The sequence below is a fragment of the Saprospiraceae bacterium genome (genome assembly GCA_016716185.1).
Classification (GTDB): Bacteria; Bacteroidota; Bacteroidia; order Chitinophagales; family Saprospiraceae; genus Vicinibacter.
This window is the reverse complement of sequence record JADJWV010000003.1, coordinates 102,462-120,770: the sequence shown is the minus strand read 5'-3', so window position 1 is coordinate 120,770 and position 18,309 is coordinate 102,462. Positions and strand designations below refer to the sequence as shown.

Below are 18,309 nucleotides of genomic sequence, written 5' to 3'. Positions count from 1 at the left end.
TTTACAGCACCCATTTCTTTCATTTTTCCTCTCTTATTTTTCAAATTCTGATTTGTTGACCACTTTGCCTTTGGATGGTCTGGTAAACACAAACCCTTCCGGCAAGGCATCAACCCGGGTTGCAATCGTCATGCGGTCTCCCTGATCTTGTTCGATACCTAAAATAATCCCGGGAAGTCCCGACAGTCCATTCGGTCCTGTTGATACGGGAATTTGATTGGTGAACCATACGGAAAGATTTTTGGCCGTATCCAATAAAATGGCTTTTTGACAAGTGTAATCTAAAATTTTCTTTTGCTCTCCAGTCATTTTCCATTTTGGGACTTCCGGCTTGTCTTTGATTAAAAATTCTTTTCCCATCAGGTCCTGCGATTGCAGAAATATTCCTTCGGATTTATTCACGTAAACAACAGATTCGGGTACTTTGATGACCAGTTGGAATGAATTTCCATCTTCTTCGTGTTTGACATCGACATCTTTTGGTTTTTCTTCGTTTTTGTAGAGCGATTCAGAGTTCGTAAAATAAAGGACCTTGTCTGCAGATTGAGAAGATGGGATCATTTTTCTGAGTTCAGGATTTTCCTCGCCGAAGTCGAGATTTAGTTTGATGGTTTCTTTGTAAGTGATTTTTCAGGATGTCAGAGGCTGACTGTTGATCGTAAAGAACAGTAATAAGCAAAGAACAGATACGAGATATTTCATATTTTTAAAATTAAAAGGGTTGAATAATGGTGCAAATGTATAAGCGGACATTTTAAATCGAGGTTAATCAAAGTTTATCTAAGGTTAAATAAGGTTAATTTTATCAGGGTAAACCCTGATCTTTTGCTTGAAGTGGAAAAATTAACATAAAAAAACATACAAGCAATCAGAAATAATTATTAGATTTGAATTCCTTACCCGTCACCCATTTTATGTTCGAATCAAGCATTCTTGGAAAAAAGTAATTTGATTATTTTTTCTGAGCGAATTAAATTACAACTGATAAAGATTGATTGCTATTGAAGGAAATTGAAATTTTCAATTTAAGTTTCTGATGATGTCGAATAAATGTTTGATAAGTACTTCTTAATTGTAATATGTGATCACAAAAATTAAGCCAAGTAAAGCAACTGGAATTATTTTATTTCTCATATATTTTATAATTTCCCAGTAGTTAAATATTATATTTGATTGACACTTTATTATTTATTAACACACTAAAATTATTAATGCACATGAAAAAAATTAATTTTTCTCCTAAATTATTTCAATTTGAAATTTTATGTAGTTGTAAATCATATATATATATATATATATGATTTTTGCAATATGTTTTGTTGAAAACCAAAGGTCAGCAGCACAATGTGGCATGCCTGATGATTACATGCCGGTTCACCCTACTCCCCTCCCAAACTGTGAGCTCGGTTCCTCTAAATGCTTAAAAATTAAGTTTCATTGGATTAACAATACCAATGGGCCTATGAATTCGCCATCTAATACTGAGTTCAAAAAATTACTCGACCAAATCAATTTAAATTTTTCCGCGGGCAATATCCAATTTTCATTTAGTAATGAATGTATCCATAAAGCTTCTATACCTGGTGCGGGTGATCACAATCTGGAAGCAGGACTCAACATAGATCCGGGAACCCGTGAAGCTGAAGCCGAAGTAGAGCCTTATTACTTTAAGAAAGAATTTATAAATGTATATTTTTACCAGCAACACCCTGGAAATGGCAAGGATGGATTTTCCTGGGGACAATTTGATTCAAAGAATGAATATGTATTTTCAATTTTTGATGCTCAAGTGTTAACACATGAGTTGGGACACACACTGTCTTTATATCACACCCGTGCAAATACTGCTTTTAATAATAAGGCAACATGGGAATGCAAGGAAGGTTCGGCAACATTAGCTGATATGATAGAAGATACAGGAGGTGATCCATATAATATGGATTTGGATGGAAATCATGTTCCAGATAAAGTTCAGTGGGTCAATGATCTTTGTAATTACAATAACACAGTTCATACTTACCCGGATGAGTGTGGCAATACAGGACCCTGGAATATTCCGATAGATAATTTTATGTTTTGGGATGAACGGCGATCTTGTTGGAACAGATTTACGCCTTGCCAATTTTCTGCAATGCATAATGAAATCTCAGAAAATTTAATGAGTTACACTTTAGACTGTGGAGGCCAAAACAATAATTCACCTTGCGCTGATATAGTAATTGATGATATTATTTCGTGGACAAATGAAGTTAAAAACTTATGTGCTAATCAAAGAATTATCATTACGGCCAATGGTCATTTGACTTTAGTCAACACCACCCTGACAAAAGCAGTAAACAATACAACTTGCCCTGAATTGTCTGGCAACTGGGGAGGCATTTTTATTGAAGGAGGCAACGGCATTAGTTACCCGGGAGGACCAAACAATCCTTCAGGTGGTTCATTAACGGCCACTTCAGGTTCTGTTATTGAATACAGTAATCATGGTATCCAGGCTGAAAAGGGTCATCTTGGTATTTTATTAAGCAATTGTACTTTGAGATTAAACCCTTTAGCCATTCATGCTGGTGGTCCTGGTGGCTTATTTTATGGCGGTTCAATTAATTTAAGCTCTTGCTCGATATCAAACACATCAACAGCGGCTGATCCGAATATGATTCTTGCCAATGGATGCAATGTCAACATAACAGGATCTACTTTGACCAATATGTCATCAACTGAAGTAACAGGTATAAAGGCATATAACAATCGGGTTTCAATCAAAAGCGTCACAACGATTCAAGGATTTAAATACGGAGTAGATAAAGAAATGAGTGGAAATCTTGCTGGTTTATTGGGTCTTCAAATTGAGAATTCTAAATTTTTGGATGGGACAAACATTAATCACATCAGCATTCGAAACAGAGGTGGCAGCATTTCTGCAAAAAGGAATTGGTTTGGTGGTAAGATAGATGTAGCGGGTAAATGTAATGGCAATTGGTATGGCAATAACTTCAGGAAGGATGTTTCCATTTACAATCCTTCCATTGCTCAAAGATTTCTCGAAAATAAATTTTTTGAAAGCAAGATGGATCTCAATCAAGACCATGGTCTGACGGATGCAATGTGTAACATCTTTGAGCAGACTCCCAATCCTGTCAACGGCAAGCTGACTCGCATAAAATCGGAGTGGGGTTCTGTAGAAGTTTCCTCAGGCAATAAGCCTCTGGTTCTTACCTCACAACCGGCAATGGAGGCATATGGCACTTCTGGTAAAATAAACCATTATCATTGGCAGCCTTCTGGTAGTCCAGATCCGTTTTTTTATGGTGGTAAATTTTCTGGTAGCGGTCCAGCTCTAAGTGAAAATATGAATTGCCTTTATAATGTATTTCCCTAGCTCTATTGCAGGAAACGGTGACAGTACCAGTCAATCTTATTCTGATACACAAAATCATGAATGGTGGAGTAATTTGAATGCACAATACCAGGATTTATTGACACAACTTACCCAGACGCCAGTTGACAGTATGCCATACATTCAATCACAATTGGAAAATATTCAAATCGATATGCAATTGGCTGTACTCTTGGCCCTTGAGAATTCCCAAGAATTAGACTCTACTAGTGTTAATATTTGGTTGTCCAGAGCCGATGAAATATTAGAAATTAACGGACAGCTTATTGCCTTATTTAGCAAGGATAGCATTAATCAATTAATCGAGTATGTAAATGGTTTAGTGTTAACTACCGATGATTCGGTGGACAGGGCAAATTTCATTTCTTCCATTAACTGGATACAATCGGCAATTGCCCTAGAGAAAGATATTTATCATTTGGATTCAGCAGATTTAGGTGATTTAATTTCGTTGGCTAGTTTGAGTTTTGGAAATTTTACCACATTGGTCAGGTCATTTCTCAATATTTATTACAATATTCGGATTGATCCTCCTGTTGAACTGAATCAGTATTCTAGAAGCGATACAATCGATAAAAAGCAAACAGAAGTGCAATATATTATCGTCCCCAATCCGGTTTATGATTGCTTTGAAATTATTTCCTCTGTCGGCGAAAAAATCAATTTTGAAGTCAAGATTACAGATTTGAATGGAAAATTAATGCAACAACAAGCAGGCAGAAATGTAAAATTATGTTCTGGGCATCCATTCCCGCCAGGAATTTATTTTGTTCATATTTTCAGTGACGGCGCAAATTTATATAGACCTATTAAAATTATTAAATTCTGAATTGCTTTAAGTGAGCTGCAAGTCCTTTATCTAAAACTTACTTATAATCCTCGACAATGAAGCAAAGATATATCTATGTTGTGCTGTTTTTCTGGACACTAAGCAATGTTTATGGCCAGCAATTCAATTATTTCAACATACTGCCCGATGTTGGTGCAGTGAAGGGTCAATCCCGATTCAGAGGTGTACATGCTGATTCAAATTATATTTATGTCATTGGTGATATGGTTTCTAAACAGGATTCAGATGGTCGGAATATGATCATTGACCCTATGGCCTGGATTTTTGACTATTCCGAAATCTGATCTCCGCAAATAAAATATTGGATTCCTTGATTCCCGGATTACGACCTTATGGAGAAGTGATTTCTTTATATCCCCAAGGTAATGGTATATATGATTTTTTGTTTGACGCACTTCCATTGGATGGGCAATTAAAAGGTACGGGAGGTTATGCCAGGTTGGATATGCGTAGTGGGAAAATTCTAAACGGATGCAAGATGCCCTTTCATTATTTGGAAAACTCTAGGATCGGTGATATTATTTTGAATGAAATTACCTGGGTGAAAGATCGACTGGTTTGGGCGCAGTTGACCTCTGGACCTGGTATCCGTGAGCAACGAATTATGGAAATGGACACTTCATTCGCGTTAGTAAAAATCGTTCTTCTGGAAGATAAATTGACCGACACCCTTGAAAATCATTGCTGGATCAATAAGGATGAGTACGGAAATTATGAAATAGTTTCTGTCGTTTCTTATTTTAAAAACAACTCTCCAACAGGGAAAGTCGGATTAAGTTACAAGAAATATGACACAAATGGTAGCCTTATAAAAAGCAATTTCTAAATTCCTTTGGAAAAATTATTGGCATCTCTGGAAGTCTTGTTTATAATGTAAAAAGAGATCTAGAGGGAAACTTTATGGTATTGGGCAATGAATGGGATCCTGTAATAAATTCTAAAATTTACATCCCCATCGCATTGTATACAAATCCGGAATTTGATACTTTATATAAGCTTACGCCAATGTATCCTTACTCCCTTCCTGGGGAAAAAAAAGTTGATCACTGGACATACTATTTGGAAATGCTCGGAGCTGATCGTGGATTCATTGCCAGCGCCCGAATTGGTACCAGCCTTTTTGTAGAGCCAGATTATGGGGTCCTTTACAAAGTTTCGGCAGTGGGGATTCGCTTTGGACAAGAAAATATCAACCCATAGGCTGGGATAGTGCCCGTGCAGCCTGGATTAAATTTATTCAGGTGAAAGAAACGCCTTACCAATCTTTGGTAGTCAGCGCATACCTGGCCGATGGTGATGAATATGTTGTTCGGGCCTGGTTGCTCCACCTGGACAAAGATGGATGTCTGATTCCAGGTTGTGGTATCTCTGATAACAATAATCAGGAAAATTCAATCGAATCTTTGGGATTTGATATTCATCCTAATCCGATAACGAGTAATTTTTTGTACATGTTGAGCCATGTTACACAAAGTAGATGCCGTCTTTCATTGTGCGATATGTCTGGAAATGTCTTATTGAGCAAATACCAATCTTTGGAAAAGGATGTACAATACCTCATTGATGTTCCATCAACATTTATTAACGGTAGTTATTTTATTAAATTGGAGGTTCAGGGAAAAGTATTTACCAAAGCTTTTCAAATATTGAGATAATTTTATGCAGATTGAGAATTCAATGGTTGCTGCCATCATAATTCTGTTGCCAAACCCTAGACACTGATATATCTGCAATGAAGTTAGTGAAATGTCTTAATCAAGCAAATAGAAAGATGAGGCAGAATTATGAATTGGATGCGTTACTCGTTATGCATTAAGAAAAAGTAACGCTTTTTGAAAATCTACAGTATTTAACATACCCGAGTGTGAATTATAATTATCGAATAAAGTTGATCTAAGGTTAAAAAAGGTTAATTTTATCAGCGTGAACCCTGATTTTATAGTGAAGTGCAACCATCAATTAATCCTAAATGGTGATAATTTAGATACACTTTAATTTTTTTAAATTTAAATGCCATATATTGGGTTTTTTGCAGAGGATCAATAATTTAATTTCAAAATTAGTAATGTATTACATCTAAGGTTAAATAAGGTTAATGCGGCTTTTGTATTCTCTTTATCTTAGTACTTTAGAGCCTGCATTTAAGAGTATGACTTTCAGAAAATCAATGGGGTATCAATATGCACCGATAGCTATCAGTTTGATATTGCTGGCGGCTTTTCTGTCTTTTTATTTGAGATCGGTCTACCAAATGGAGAAGAATGACCTCAGCCGGGAAGTCAAATATCTATTGGAAAATGCCTTTAAGACGGCCGAGAATCAAGTGCTCGACAAAATGATATTCGAATTAAAAGGCAGTTCGTGGTTGCATAAGGATTCGACGGTCAAGAATTTAAGGATTGTCAACCACCAGGCAAGTTTTATGACTTCAGATACCTTTGTTACAAACAAACGAGTGTTAGGCCTTGCCCGAACTTCTGAGGCTTTGGTCTTGAAAACATTAGGCGAAGAAATACCTGGTGACCATTCTTTGAATTTAAAAATTGAATTTCAAAGCGATTCTTTTTGTCTGGACACGAGTTTGACGAGCACACCTTCGGAGGTGATTGGTTTGGTCGAAAATATTTTCAAGGATAATTTAAAGAATTCACAACTTCATATAAATTATGAATTAACTTCCGACTCTTCATTTGATCATCAAAATGAAAAGTCTGTCTATCGGGATAATTTTTCGGGTAAAAAGTATTTTTTGATCCAGGGCAACAACCGAACACACTTAATCAATCAGATGTTACCGGAGATTGTATTATCGATTTTGTTATTTCTTACGGTGTTGTTTGCGTTTTACCATATCATCTCCTCCTATCAGAAGAAACAGGAGTTGTTTGATATGAAGGAGGATTTTATGCGCAACATGACCCACGAACTGAAAACCCCAATTGCCACCATAGGGGTGACCTTGGAAGCTCTGCAGAATTTTCCGGCGGGACAGGATGAATCCGTAAGGCAGGAGTACTTCCGCATAGCAGAAACCGAAAATCAGAAATTGAATGCGCTGGTTGAAAAGTCTTGTCCGTTTCCCAGGGCATGGATGGATCACAATTCTACCTTCAAAAAGTAAACTTACCAGTGCTTGTAGCTGAAGTCATAGATTCTTTCAAACTGAGAGCTGCACAAAGGGGCGTTCAGTTAACTTTGGACAATAAATTGCATTCAGAAACCTTTCTGATAAACCAACAGATTTTTGTAATGGCCTTGCACAACCTCATCGACAATGCAATCAAATATGTAGAGGCAGAAAATCCAAAAGTACTTGTCACTTTAACAGAAAGCGATGCTGACATTAAAATAGCTATAATGGATAATGGCCATCCGTTGGAAACGGAATACAGGGATAAAATTTTTGACAAATTTTACAGAATACCCAGGGGCGATGTCCATGATGTCAAAGGACATGGTTTAGGGCTTTATATCGTTACGCAGCTGATGAAAACGCTTCGGGGTTCCATCACTTTGCATGTAAGCCCGCTAGGCAACGAATTTTTACTCACCTTGCCAAAGACTAATAGCGCATCATGAAAATACTCTACGTTGAAGATGAATTGTCATTAGCAAAAGTTGTCAGGGAATCTTTGCAAAGTCGTGCATACGAGGTATTGCATCTTCAGGATGGCGCTGAACTCATGGTGCATTACGAACAATTCAAACCTGACATCTGTCTTTTTGATGTGATGTTGCCGGTCAAAGACGGTTTTGCATTGGCAAAGGAACTCCGGACGATCAATCCCGATATCCCCATCATTTTCATTACTTCAAAAGTTCAGACACAAGATGTACTTAAAGGTTTTGGTGTAGGCGGCAACGACTATATTAAAAAGCCATTTAGTCTCGAAGAGCTCATTGTCCGGATCAATAACATGTACAATCTAACGAACAGTCGGCAGTCCAATTCAGGTCAGTATGTTGGAATTGGCCAATATGAATTTTGGCCGGACAAATTGGAGTTGATATATAAAAACGAAGTCCGCAGGATTTCTTACAGGGAAGCCCAATTGTTATCGGAGCTTGCACGTGCAAAAAACGAAATTGTGAACAGAAAATATATTCTGGATAAAATATGGGGCGACGATAGTTTTTTTAATTCCAGAAATCTGGATGTCTACATTACCCGGCTTCGCCAGTTTTTTCGCAACGATCCAAATGTGCAGATCATCACCCTGAAAGCCGTGGGGTATAGGTTGGTGGATGGATGATTGATGATGGTTAATGCATAATGATTACGCCTTACGCCTTCAGCCTTAAGCCTTAAGTCTTACGCCTTACGCCTTTAAGCTAAGAAACTGGATTCCATTGCATGAATTGGGTTAATGGATATTGGTTAATGGTAGATGGAGTAAATGAGCTTAAGGCTAGAAGCGAAAAGCTTAAAGCGGATATTCGGCGAATATTAGAAAATTAAATCTTTAATTCACTGAAAATTTACTTTACGTTTGTGTTGATCAAATCATTTAGATCGTCGAAAAATAATTTAAATTCCATAAACCAGGAAAGTAGTTGCCTACTTTTTCTAAAAGCCTAAATCCCGATAAAATTGGATAATATTTTAGTAAAGAAATAATTCTATATATTTTATCGGGACTAAAAGTCAAAATCCCGTTAAACCTAAACATTCCTGTTTACTCATTCCTGTTGAAAAGCTTTCTCCACCTCTGCCCAGCTGTCCCATACCGCTTTGAGCTTTTGTTTGAAGATTGTGGAATCTTCGCCGGATTCAATTTCTTTGAAAAGCAGATGCATTTCGTCCCGTTTATCTGCGTATTTTTCCAGGAATGGGATGAGCGACTCCCAGGCATTTCTGTGGTTGTTAAACGCGCTGGTAAAATTTTCCGGACAATATTTAAAATCTAACGACGCAAGCGCTTTGGAATAATTTGTGATTACGATTGGCAGTGCTTCGGATGTACAGGCTAAATTGCGGATCTGACCAAGTGAATCATCTTTCGCGAGAATGCGCTGCATGCAACCTGTAGGATGTGTGGGAGGCCATTCGATCATCAAACTAATTTGAGAAAAAGACGAAACGGAGAGCCCAAGCAGAATCAAAATTTTCAGGATTTTCATGAAATGCAATAATTTTTATTGGATGTGATTAAGCAAAATTTCGCGCATGCTGGCCAGATGATGATCGTCGTGTTCAGCTACAAAAAATGCCATGTCTACTGGTTTCATCGGCACTTGTAGCCGTGGATGCAAGGATTGAAAGCGCAAGGTTTCATCATCCAATGCACGAAATCTTTGAATAAAATGATGACGAACATTCCGGAATTCTTCCATTAAAGTGGCAAGCATTTTTTCCTGGTGCCCGGCCTGCTTGGTTTTTAAATTTTGCATGTCTGCTGCACGTAATATATTTTTTCTGTTAAGGAAATCTTCTATACGGCCATCGTGCAAGGATTCCAGATCTGTTAAATGGCCGATATGGTCTTTTAAGCTCCACTTTCCCCCCAAGCGATGTGTTGCAAATTGCTCGTCAATACCCTGCATCATGGATTCAATCCGTACATGAGTACCTTCAAGTCTTTCGAGTATATTAAAAATCCATCCTTCAGGCAAATCAAAATGAAAAGTTCTGGAAGTCCATGGTAATCGTTGCATATTGAAGTCTTTAATGCTCAAAATTACAATGGATATGGAATATTCATAACGGGTCTAAGATCGCATTTTATGCTGTAATCCAGCGGTGTCTGGTATCCCTTTTGTTCAAATATCACGGCATTTACGGGCCAAGCTGAGTTCTAATTCAGATAGGTCATCCATCCCGATTAAAAATTTCATAAAATTCTTTGGCTGCTATGCAACGTTTTAGAGAATGCTGCATCTTTATATAAAATCAACAGAAAAAGACCAGATGGAGGAGAGGGTCAAACGGCTGCAAAATAAGGATCCAGAGGCTTTCAGGCAATTGTACGATCAATTCGCCAGGCCGATGTACAACCTTTGTCTGCGGATGACGGGTCACCCGGACGATGCCCATGATGTGTTGCAGGATAGTTTTATGCGGATTTTTGAAAAAATCGGCCAATTGCGTCAGGCGGAAATGTTGCCGGCCTGGATTAAAAGGTCTGCGTCAACACCGCGTTACAGTTTATGAAAAATAGTAAAAATGTCCGGTTTGATGGTTTGGAAAATCATGCTGCGATGCTGAACCTCCAGGAAGAAAGTGACCTGTTGGAACATTCGGAAAAGGAGCGTTTGCTGGAACATATTCACGATTGTATCGGACAACTTCCCGATCGATACCGGATCGTGTTCACACTCCATGCCCTTGAAGATTATACACACGAGGAAATTGCAATAGAATTGGGGATCGTCGCAGGTACCTCGAGAAGTCAGTATCTGAGGGCAAAGCAAAAATTAATTGAACTCATTCAAAAAAAACAAAGCTATGGCGGACAAGTTGAAAGATTTCATTCAGGCTTCTAAGGAACGCCTGGATCGCGAAGAGCCCAGATCAGAATTCCGGGAAGCTCTGTTCCATGAGTTGTACCGCAATCAAAATCAGAAAAGGGCTTTCTGGACTCCGGCGGTGATTAAAAGATTGGCTATTGCAGCCAGCCTTTGTTTGCTTGTTGTTTGTTCGTTGCTATTGAACAGAGAGGCGTACCGCAAACCCGATCACATGAGCTCCCGGTCACCAGGCACATTAAAATATCCTGAACCCGGAAATGCTGTTGACCAAGTTTCACCAACCGACCAGAAAATTTCTCTCCCCGATGAAAGTTACATTGTAGAAAAAAAATCTCTACCTGCTCCTCATTCAAATTTAAATCCGCAAAGTAATCAGGTCATCGAATCAATTCAGGAATCGCCCAATACAGATAACATTCAACAGCCCTCTTTAGCGGTTGCGACACAGGATAGCGTTCGCACGTCCACACAGGAAATCATTGTCGATGGATCAGCCGAATTGAATAAAAATACAGAACCAGTTTCCAGTGTCATGGATACAAGCAATTTGAAATCGAAAGATACCGAACCCATTGTCGCTGACCTGAATGCAAACAAACCTGTGTCTGATCAGGCCGGGTATACGAGTGCAGAACATAAGCCCGCACAGGAAGCTCAGGATGTAGGGAGTTATATCAAGAAGGGCGTCTGGAATTTTATCAAAAAGAAAGCTAAAAAAATCACCAACAATACAATCGACATTCAGTCTGATGTAAAAAATGAAGGTACTGCATTAGCCTTGCATTTTAAATCGGATCTCATTGAAATTCAAAAACCATTCCACTTACCAGCGAACGCGATTGAAATGAATTTATTACAAACTAAAAATTGAAATACATGAAAACAAAATTATTATTTATCGCAATTCTGACTTTTTTCAACTTCCTGGCTTTGAACTCCCAGGATAATCCTGCACCACCACCCGCGCCACCACCTGCACCCCAGGTAAAAGTTCAGCCTCCTATACCACCTGTTCCGCCAATTGCAAAGGAAGATACCACCAAATTGAATCTTGGAAACAAGCAGATCATTATCATTGAAAATAAAGAAAAGGCAAACGCTCCCAAAGAAGAGTGGGAAGAAGAACTGGAAGAGGGACTCGAAGAAATGCGGGAAGGCCTGTTGGAAGCCAGGCGGGAGTTGGAAGAAGCTTTAAAGGAACTTAAAAAATCCGGAAAAGGAAATGAAGAAGTTGAACTGGAGATGAAAAGGGCAGAACAGGAATTACAACGAGCAGAAAAGGAATTACAAAGGTCGGAGAAGTATAAGGAAAAAGATAAAAAGAAGTTGAAACTGGAACTGAAACTGGAAGACCAAAAGGGTGAGAATGTTGCACCAGCACCTGAGGCACCAAAGATAAGCCGGAAAAAACGCAAGGGAGCTACAGTTGGATTCCTGGATATCGATCTTGGCTTAAATTTTATGAAATTTGGAAATCAAGTCAGCTCTGAAATGAAATCAGATCTCAAATTAAAGAACTGGAATTCATTGAGCACCACACTAACTTTTCTTCCAACAAAGATCTATCTGGGTTCGCCGCATTTGATGCTGATGACCGGGCTTTCCTGGCGCATCGGACAGTTTGAATTCAAGGAAAAACTCGTTTTCGAACCCAACCAAACCCTGGTATATACGAAACAGGACAATGTAAAAGAATCACAATTCATGACCCATTATTTGCAGGTTCCACTCAGTTTATACACCGAGAGTAAACGCATCCGGGGCTTAGGGAAGATCGGAATGGGAATAGGAGGCTATGCTGGAGTTTTATTGCATCACGAGCATGAACTCAGTACTTCCGATCCAAATCAATTCATCGAAACTGAAGAAGATTTCGGAATGAAAAATTTCAGATACGGCCTTACTGGAAGGATTGATATTGGTGCGATCAAGTTTTTTGGCAACATGGATCTCAATGATCTTTGGGATAACAATGATATTCGCAACATCGAGTGTGGGATCTGGTTAGATTTTTAACATAATCTGCGAAGGCAATTCCTTTTTCGAATCAAACGAGTCGTTTGACTTTCTTCATAATTTAGTAAGCCTGTATGTCGATGGATGTGCGGGCTGCTTTTTTTGGATTATAAATTATAGAGTCCCGACATGTAGTTGTCGATATAAAAAGGGGTCAGGTAAAATATATGGGGATTAAGTTGAAATGAAGCAATTTTGATATCTGAAATAAATAAAATCAGTATGTCCAATTAGTAAACAGATCTGAAATTCAGATCGGCCTTTTTTCATTTTAGCGTTAAGAAATGAAAACATATATAATAATAACAGGTCAGCCGCTTCGCGGTTCCTTCACTTCGATGTCCTTTGTGGACATCGATACGCCTTACGGCGTAATCGTTCAGTCATGTATCAAGACAAAAAAGAACAATGAATCTTAGGAATAAGTGAAAGTCAATTGGATAATTTTGGGCTTTTTGAATCCGTGAATTTATTTAAAAATTGACGTCAAAGTTGATTTCTCCCCATATTTTTGATTTGATCCATAAAATATTCATCAACCCGATGTCTGAAGGATTATGGAGTATTGTGTATAGTAAGGTCGTGCAATGTGGTCAGTATTCCTTATTAAGAATGAACAACAATTCTTCCGTTATAATTAGCATTTTAAGAAAATGCATCGGGCTCTTCCCGCCTGAACGAGTTGATTTTACTCGAAAAGCAAAACATTTCAGCCGGGTAGTTGAGGAAGACCGCCCAAGTTGTTTTGTTTCGCTCCAAACAGGTTCGATATCTATATTTGCTGGTAATACACAAGTAGATACATTTAGGAATGCAGATTTATCAGCAACAACTTAGTGATTACATACTTCAACTCGGATTTGATCAGGTTGGTTATGCCGCCTTAAGAAGTTTAGACGATGAATCTGCAAGATTACAGGAATGGCTTGACAAAGGCTACCATGGAGAAATGTCGTACATGGATCATTATTTTGAATTCAGGAAAGATCCAAGGAAACTCGTGCCCGGGGCAATTTCAGTAATTGTATTGATCCACAATTATTTTCAGGATATAAGTTATGTCGATGATAAAATTCCAAAAATTGCACGCTATGCATTGGGAAAAGATTATCATAAAATAATCCGGAAAAAACTAAAGCAAATTGAAAGCTGGATCAAATCTAATACTTCCTCCAATGTGTTACGTTCGTTTGTCGACTCAGGCCCGGTTTTGGAAAGGGAATGGGCCAAAGAAACAGGGTTGGTTTGGAATGGAAAAAACACTTTGTCGATCCATCCTAAAATGGGATCTTATTTTTTTCTGGCTTGTATTTTTTCAGACCTAGAATTTGAATATGGAAATCCTATTAAAGATCACTGCGGAACCTGTACCCGATGCATCGACGCCTGCCCAACTCAGGCCATTGATCAGCAGGGATATTTACTGGATGCATCCAAATGCATTTCCTATCTGACCATCGAGAAAAAAACCAAAATAGAGGAGGAGTTTTCCGGTCAATTAGATCATTGGATGTTTGGTTGCGATATTTGCCAGGAAGTATGTCCATGGAACCGGTTTACAAAACCACATACCGAATCTGATTTCAATCCTAAAAAAGATATCCTGAGCAGATCTGCAGAAGATTGGATGAACATGGGCCTTGAGGAATTTGATCGGGATTTTGGGGATTCGCCCTTGAAAAGGAAAGGTCTGGCCGGGATTAAAGAAACAGTCCGTCTGCTTTCGGAAAAATAATTTGCTTTGGACACCCTTGGAACAAACAACGCATTTTTTTTGTTTATATACATGATTTTGAATTAGATATCCCTCGTCACTTCGCCTGATTAAGCTTGTTCATTTTAACAAATATGTAATTTTAACGTTTGCACAGGATTATCCTGATTGGCAACAATAGAATATTTATTATTTTTAAGCTATAAACCATTGAGAATGCGAAGCAGATTCAATTTTTTGAAATTCTCCGGTGGCCTGTTGGTCTTATTATTTACTTCCACGATCTATGCCTTTGGGCCCACAACACTTACCGTGGATTGCCCGAAGCCCATAACTCTGACAGAAGGTTCCAAATACGATACCACGATTACAGGAACACCCAAGATCCTTACCAATACCGGTGGTAAGATCACCATGAGTTATCTGGAGGTCTATCAAAAGGGGGATTGTAAAAACAGGGCTGACTTGGTAACCCGAATTTTTACCATCACAAATGCGGCTGGAGACCAGCAGAGATGCACCCAGTACATCACCATTCAACATTTGGGTATTCATGACATCAGAATTCCTGCAGACACAACCATCGATCATCCCGATAGCCTTTCGACCTTAACAGTTAAACTTTTGCGGATTCCAAAATCATTGGGTTCTGTTCGCATCAATTTTTTTGACACCCGAATTTCTCAGAACTGCAACATTCCCGTGAGTATTCGCAGGCAATGGTCCATTGAAGATATTTGCAACGGACAGGTAAGAACCGGAACCACTTTTATGAATGTCCATAAATACTTCAACAACTTTAAACAGATCATCAACAAATCCGATGTGGTATGTGAAGATGAGGGTTTTATCAATCTGACTCCGGTGGGAGAATTTGCTCCTTACAGTTATAAATGGAATACGGGCGACAGTTTATCTTACTTGTTTAACGTTCGGTCGGGAAGTTATACTTTAACCATTACCGATCGCTTTAACTGCACAGCATCCATGGTTTACGATCTATTATCCATGGCACAGCGGGCAGATATCGGGGGGATCATTCGCAACGATAAAGGAATTAAAGTCACGCCGGATTCCATCATTTTTGAAAATGAAAATCTTATTCGTAAATTTTGCATTTCGGAAAGTGTAGGATTGCATTACGGTTTTACTTTGAAAACCAAAACTCCGGGCCAGTACAATTATCGCATGGTAAAAAATTCACAATCCAGGGACGGCATCAGTACCAAAGATATTGTGATGATCCAAAGACATATTTTAGGAATAGACAGATTCCAGGATACGGCTCAGAATATTGCAGCCGATGTCAATTTTAATTTTCAGATAACAGCATCAGACATAACTGAAATCAGAAGGATTATCCTGGGAATCAAGGAAACATTTAGTATAGCCAAGCCCTGGTATTTCCTGAGACAGGATTGGAGAACTGTAGCCATTCCAAACAGGCCCATTGCCGATATTGAATTCAAAGGAGTCAACATCAGTAATTTCCCAATTACCAATGTCAACATTTTTGCATTAAAAATGGGAGATGTCGATGTGAGTTACTCCGGATTGAGCAATACTTACACAAGCAGAATTGCCGAAGATCCTGCTGTTTATCTCGAAGCCAGGAGACTGAGTCCGGAAAATACTGCTTTGTATCTTCGTCATCCAAAAGAAATTTCGGGATTTCAATTTCATATCCTCGTGAATTCTTTAAATGGTAAAGAAATTATTTATACACAAATTCCCGAAGAGTATTACCACCTAAGCGGACAAGGATTGTATGTAAGTTGGAACGCCGATGGTTTAAACGAAATTGATTTTCAAAAGCCTCTGTTCATTTTCCGGAATGAGCAAAACTTCCCTTTGAATTTGGGACTTGAATTGCAGGCAGAATGTTACGATACTGAATTAAATACTTATCATTTACCCTTGATATGGGATGTATACAATGGTAACACTCTTGAAGCAAACCTTTGGATTTATCCGAACCCGGTACAGGACCATGCAGTATTGGATCTAAATCAGTTTCGCAATGCGGAGCTGAGCATCTACGATGCACAAGGGAAACTACTGCTGTTTAAAAAACTGCAGGAAAGTAAATTACATCCTATTCATTTGGCATCTTTGCCACGTGGGATCCTTTTTTTCAGACTGGAAAGCAGCAATTTGCCGGTTCGCTGGGCAAAGATTATTCGTAATTGAGTACATCTTTTTGTCCTTATGTGCGGCAACCAGGAATTGAAATCAGATCTCTTCTTGAATTCTTTTTCAGTTCTCAAAAAAGATTTAAAATTACATTTATAACTTTCGCTCATGAATGTCGTCATCACCGGAGCCAGTAAGGGTATTGGAAAAGCTATAGCAAAAGAACTTGCAGGATTGTCTTATAATTTGTTTATCACATCCAGGAATGAGGGCGATCTCGATTTGCTGAAACAGGAACTCTTATCCATAAACCCAACTATTAAAGTCTATTATAAATCTTGTGATGTCTCAGACCGGAAACAAATCGCTGAATTGGCTGAAGGGATTCTACGTTTATTCGATCCAGTCGATGTGTTGATAAACAATGCCGGAAGTTTTGAACCCGGAAATATTGTGGACGAACCCGAAGGGAGGCTGGAACTTTTGATGAAGACAAATTTTGAGAGTGCTTATCATTTGACACGGGCACTCTTACCCCATATGATTCATCGCCAATCTGGATTTGTGATCAACATGTGTTCCATCGCAAGTTTACAGGCTTACCCCGGTGGAAGTTCTTATGGCATCAGTAAATTTGCATTATTGGGATTTAGCAAATGTCTTCGGGAAGAACTTAAGAATTCAGGAATCAAGGTTACATCCATACTTCCGGGGGCCACCTGGTCGGATTCATGGAAGGGATCCAATGAGCCCCTGGAGAGGTTGATGATGGCCGAAGACGTTTCGAAAACGGTTGCGTATATTTTATCATTAAGTCCTTCGGCAGTAGTTGAAGAAATAATACTCAGGCCGCAATTGGGCGATTTATAAATTAATCCTGTATGAACGAGGCATCTTTTATCCCATATTTCCCTATGCTTTATGCTCCTGATAAAATGAAAATGCGGGCAGAAAGTTTTTACAATCTGATGGATGGGCGGCGAACGGTCAGAGATTTTTCTTCGAGACCTATACCCGATGAAATCATTGAAAATTTATTAAAAACAGCAGGAACTGCACCATCAGGCGCCAATAAACAACCCTGGACATTTTGCCTGGTCAGGAATAAAGAACTAAAGAAACACATCAGGGAAGCAGCGGAAGCTGAAGAATATGAGAATTATCATGGGCGAATGTCAGAAGAATGGCTGAGGGATTTGGCCCCGTTAGGCACGGATTGGCAAAAACCGTTTCTCGAAATAGCACCCGCTTTGATTGTCGTATTCAAAAAAACTTACGATGTAATCGATGGGAAGAAAAGAAAGAATTATTACGTACAGGAGTCGGTAGGATTGGCTTGTGGTTTGCTCATTGCGGCGATTCACAATGCCGGATTGGTTTGTCTGACCCATACCCCAAGCCCTATGAATTTTTTGCAGGAAATTTTGGAAAGACCCGAAAATGAAAAACCATTTTTACTCATACCGTTTGGATTTCCATCCGATGAAGTTTCGGTTCCGGCTATTCAAAGAAAACAATTGAAGGAGTTTGTTGAATATTATGACTGAATGCGGGTGACTTAAAATTATTCATCCATGTAAGCACATGCCAGCTTGATTATAGTAGTTCAATTCAAAATCGGGTTTCCCATAAACCCTTTTGGTCTGTCAATTTTAAAATGTTCGATTTTTTATTTGTCGGGAAAGCTATGAAAGACTCAGGTGTGAGAGAATTCACAGGTTGCTTCTAATC

The 18,309-nt window shown here is 38.7% G+C and carries 20 protein-coding genes; 17 read left to right on the top strand and 3 right to left on the bottom strand.

The window, feature by feature from the left end:
* Nucleotides 1–33: 33 nt before the first annotated feature.
* Nucleotides 34–561 carry a GLPGLI family protein gene (locus tag IPM34_13755; protein ID MBK8956604.1) on the bottom strand — a complete coding sequence of 176 codons (528 nt, stop codon included), beginning with the start codon at nucleotides 559–561 and terminating at the stop codon, nucleotides 34–36.
* A gap of 901 nt (nucleotides 562–1,462) precedes the next feature.
* On the opposite strand from IPM34_13755, the gene IPM34_13750 reads away from it, so the two are divergent.
* The 9 genes from IPM34_13750 to IPM34_13710 all read left to right on the top strand — a co-directional run bounded on the left by IPM34_13750 (nucleotide 1,463) and on the right by IPM34_13710 (nucleotide 8,500).
* Nucleotides 1,463–3,379 (top strand): hypothetical protein, encoded by a 1,917-nt coding sequence (locus IPM34_13750; GenBank protein MBK8956603.1) that lies wholly within the window; start codon nucleotides 1,463–1,465, stop codon nucleotides 3,377–3,379.
* The gene (locus tag IPM34_13745; protein ID MBK8956602.1) at nucleotides 3,366–4,226 is read left to right on the top strand and encodes a T9SS type A sorting domain-containing protein; all 861 of its coding nucleotides are present in this window, start codon (nucleotides 3,366–3,368) and stop codon (nucleotides 4,224–4,226) included. Before IPM34_13750 ends, IPM34_13745 begins: the two co-directional genes overlap by 14 nt.
* 56 nt (nucleotides 4,227–4,282) lie before the next feature.
* Nucleotides 4,283–4,531 (top strand): hypothetical protein, encoded by a 249-nt coding sequence (locus IPM34_13740; GenBank protein MBK8956601.1) that lies wholly within the window; start codon nucleotides 4,283–4,285, stop codon nucleotides 4,529–4,531.
* Between the two features lie 26 nt (nucleotides 4,532–4,557).
* Nucleotides 4,558–5,073, top strand: coding sequence for a hypothetical protein (locus tag IPM34_13735; protein MBK8956600.1), 516 nt, complete (start codon nucleotides 4,558–4,560; stop codon nucleotides 5,071–5,073).
* A 74-nt stretch (nucleotides 5,074–5,147) separates the two neighbouring features.
* Nucleotides 5,148–5,447, top strand: a complete 300-nt coding sequence (locus IPM34_13730; GenBank protein ID MBK8956599.1) for a hypothetical protein — start codon at nucleotides 5,148–5,150, stop codon at nucleotides 5,445–5,447.
* Between the two features lie 41 nt (nucleotides 5,448–5,488).
* On the top strand, nucleotides 5,489–5,902 hold the full coding sequence (locus IPM34_13725) for a T9SS type A sorting domain-containing protein (protein MBK8956598.1): 414 nt from the start codon (nucleotides 5,489–5,491) through the stop codon (nucleotides 5,900–5,902).
* A 440-nt stretch (nucleotides 5,903–6,342) separates the two neighbouring features.
* Nucleotides 6,343–7,368 carry a hypothetical protein gene (locus IPM34_13720; protein ID MBK8956597.1) on the top strand — a complete coding sequence of 342 codons (1,026 nt, stop codon included), beginning with the start codon at nucleotides 6,343–6,345 and terminating at the stop codon, nucleotides 7,366–7,368.
* On the top strand, nucleotides 7,335–7,826 hold the full coding sequence (locus IPM34_13715) for a GHKL domain-containing protein (GenBank protein MBK8956596.1): 492 nt from the start codon (nucleotides 7,335–7,337) through the stop codon (nucleotides 7,824–7,826). The genes IPM34_13720 and IPM34_13715 overlap by 34 nt, the downstream gene beginning before the upstream one ends.
* Entirely contained in the window at nucleotides 7,823–8,500 is a 678-nt protein-coding gene (locus tag IPM34_13710; GenBank protein ID MBK8956595.1) for a response regulator transcription factor, read from the top strand. The genes IPM34_13715 and IPM34_13710 overlap by 4 nt, the downstream gene beginning before the upstream one ends.
* Before the next feature lie 427 nt (nucleotides 8,501–8,927).
* On the opposite strand, the gene IPM34_13705 is transcribed toward IPM34_13710, so the two are convergent.
* Together IPM34_13705 and IPM34_13700 are read right to left on the bottom strand one after the other, a co-directional pair.
* On the bottom strand, nucleotides 8,928–9,368 hold the full coding sequence (locus IPM34_13705) for a hypothetical protein (GenBank protein ID MBK8956594.1): 441 nt from the start codon (nucleotides 9,366–9,368) through the stop codon (nucleotides 8,928–8,930).
* Nucleotides 9,369–9,383: 15 nt separating this feature from the next.
* Nucleotides 9,384–9,902, bottom strand: coding sequence for a DinB family protein (locus IPM34_13700; GenBank protein ID MBK8956593.1), 519 nt, complete (start codon nucleotides 9,900–9,902; stop codon nucleotides 9,384–9,386).
* Nucleotides 9,903–10,116: 214 nt separating this feature from the next.
* On the opposite strand from IPM34_13700, the gene IPM34_13695 reads away from it, so the two are divergent.
* The 8 genes from IPM34_13695 (at nucleotide 10,117) to IPM34_13660 (ending at nucleotide 18,125) form a co-directional block, all read left to right on the top strand.
* Nucleotides 10,117–10,398 (top strand): hypothetical protein, encoded by a 282-nt coding sequence (locus IPM34_13695; protein MBK8956592.1) that lies wholly within the window; start codon nucleotides 10,117–10,119, stop codon nucleotides 10,396–10,398.
* Nucleotides 10,395–10,730, top strand: coding sequence for an RNA polymerase sigma factor (locus tag IPM34_13690; GenBank protein ID MBK8956591.1), 336 nt, complete (start codon nucleotides 10,395–10,397; stop codon nucleotides 10,728–10,730). The genes IPM34_13695 and IPM34_13690 overlap by 4 nt, the downstream gene beginning before the upstream one ends.
* Nucleotides 10,693–11,586 (top strand): hypothetical protein, encoded by an 894-nt coding sequence (locus IPM34_13685; GenBank protein ID MBK8956590.1) that lies wholly within the window; start codon nucleotides 10,693–10,695, stop codon nucleotides 11,584–11,586. The genes IPM34_13690 and IPM34_13685 overlap by 38 nt, the downstream gene beginning before the upstream one ends.
* Nucleotides 11,587–11,591: 5 nt before the next feature.
* Complete coding sequence (locus IPM34_13680) at nucleotides 11,592–12,731, top strand: hypothetical protein (protein MBK8956589.1); 1,140 nt, start codon at nucleotides 11,592–11,594, stop codon at nucleotides 12,729–12,731.
* An 811-nt stretch (nucleotides 12,732–13,542) separates the two neighbouring features.
* Nucleotides 13,543–14,466, top strand: coding sequence for a tRNA epoxyqueuosine(34) reductase QueG (gene queG, locus IPM34_13675; protein ID MBK8956588.1), 924 nt, complete (start codon nucleotides 13,543–13,545; stop codon nucleotides 14,464–14,466).
* 195 nt (nucleotides 14,467–14,661) lie between these two features.
* On the top strand, nucleotides 14,662–16,635 hold the full coding sequence (locus IPM34_13670; protein MBK8956587.1) for a T9SS type A sorting domain-containing protein: 1,974 nt from the start codon (nucleotides 14,662–14,664) through the stop codon (nucleotides 16,633–16,635).
* 111 nt (nucleotides 16,636–16,746) lie between these two features.
* On the top strand, nucleotides 16,747–17,448 hold the full coding sequence (locus IPM34_13665; GenBank protein ID MBK8956586.1) for an SDR family oxidoreductase: 702 nt from the start codon (nucleotides 16,747–16,749) through the stop codon (nucleotides 17,446–17,448).
* Between the two features lie 11 nt (nucleotides 17,449–17,459).
* Nucleotides 17,460–18,125 carry a nitroreductase family protein gene (locus IPM34_13660; GenBank protein MBK8956585.1) on the top strand — a complete coding sequence of 222 codons (666 nt, stop codon included), beginning with the start codon at nucleotides 17,460–17,462 and terminating at the stop codon, nucleotides 18,123–18,125.
* The last annotated feature ends 184 nt before the right edge of the window (nucleotides 18,126–18,309 follow it).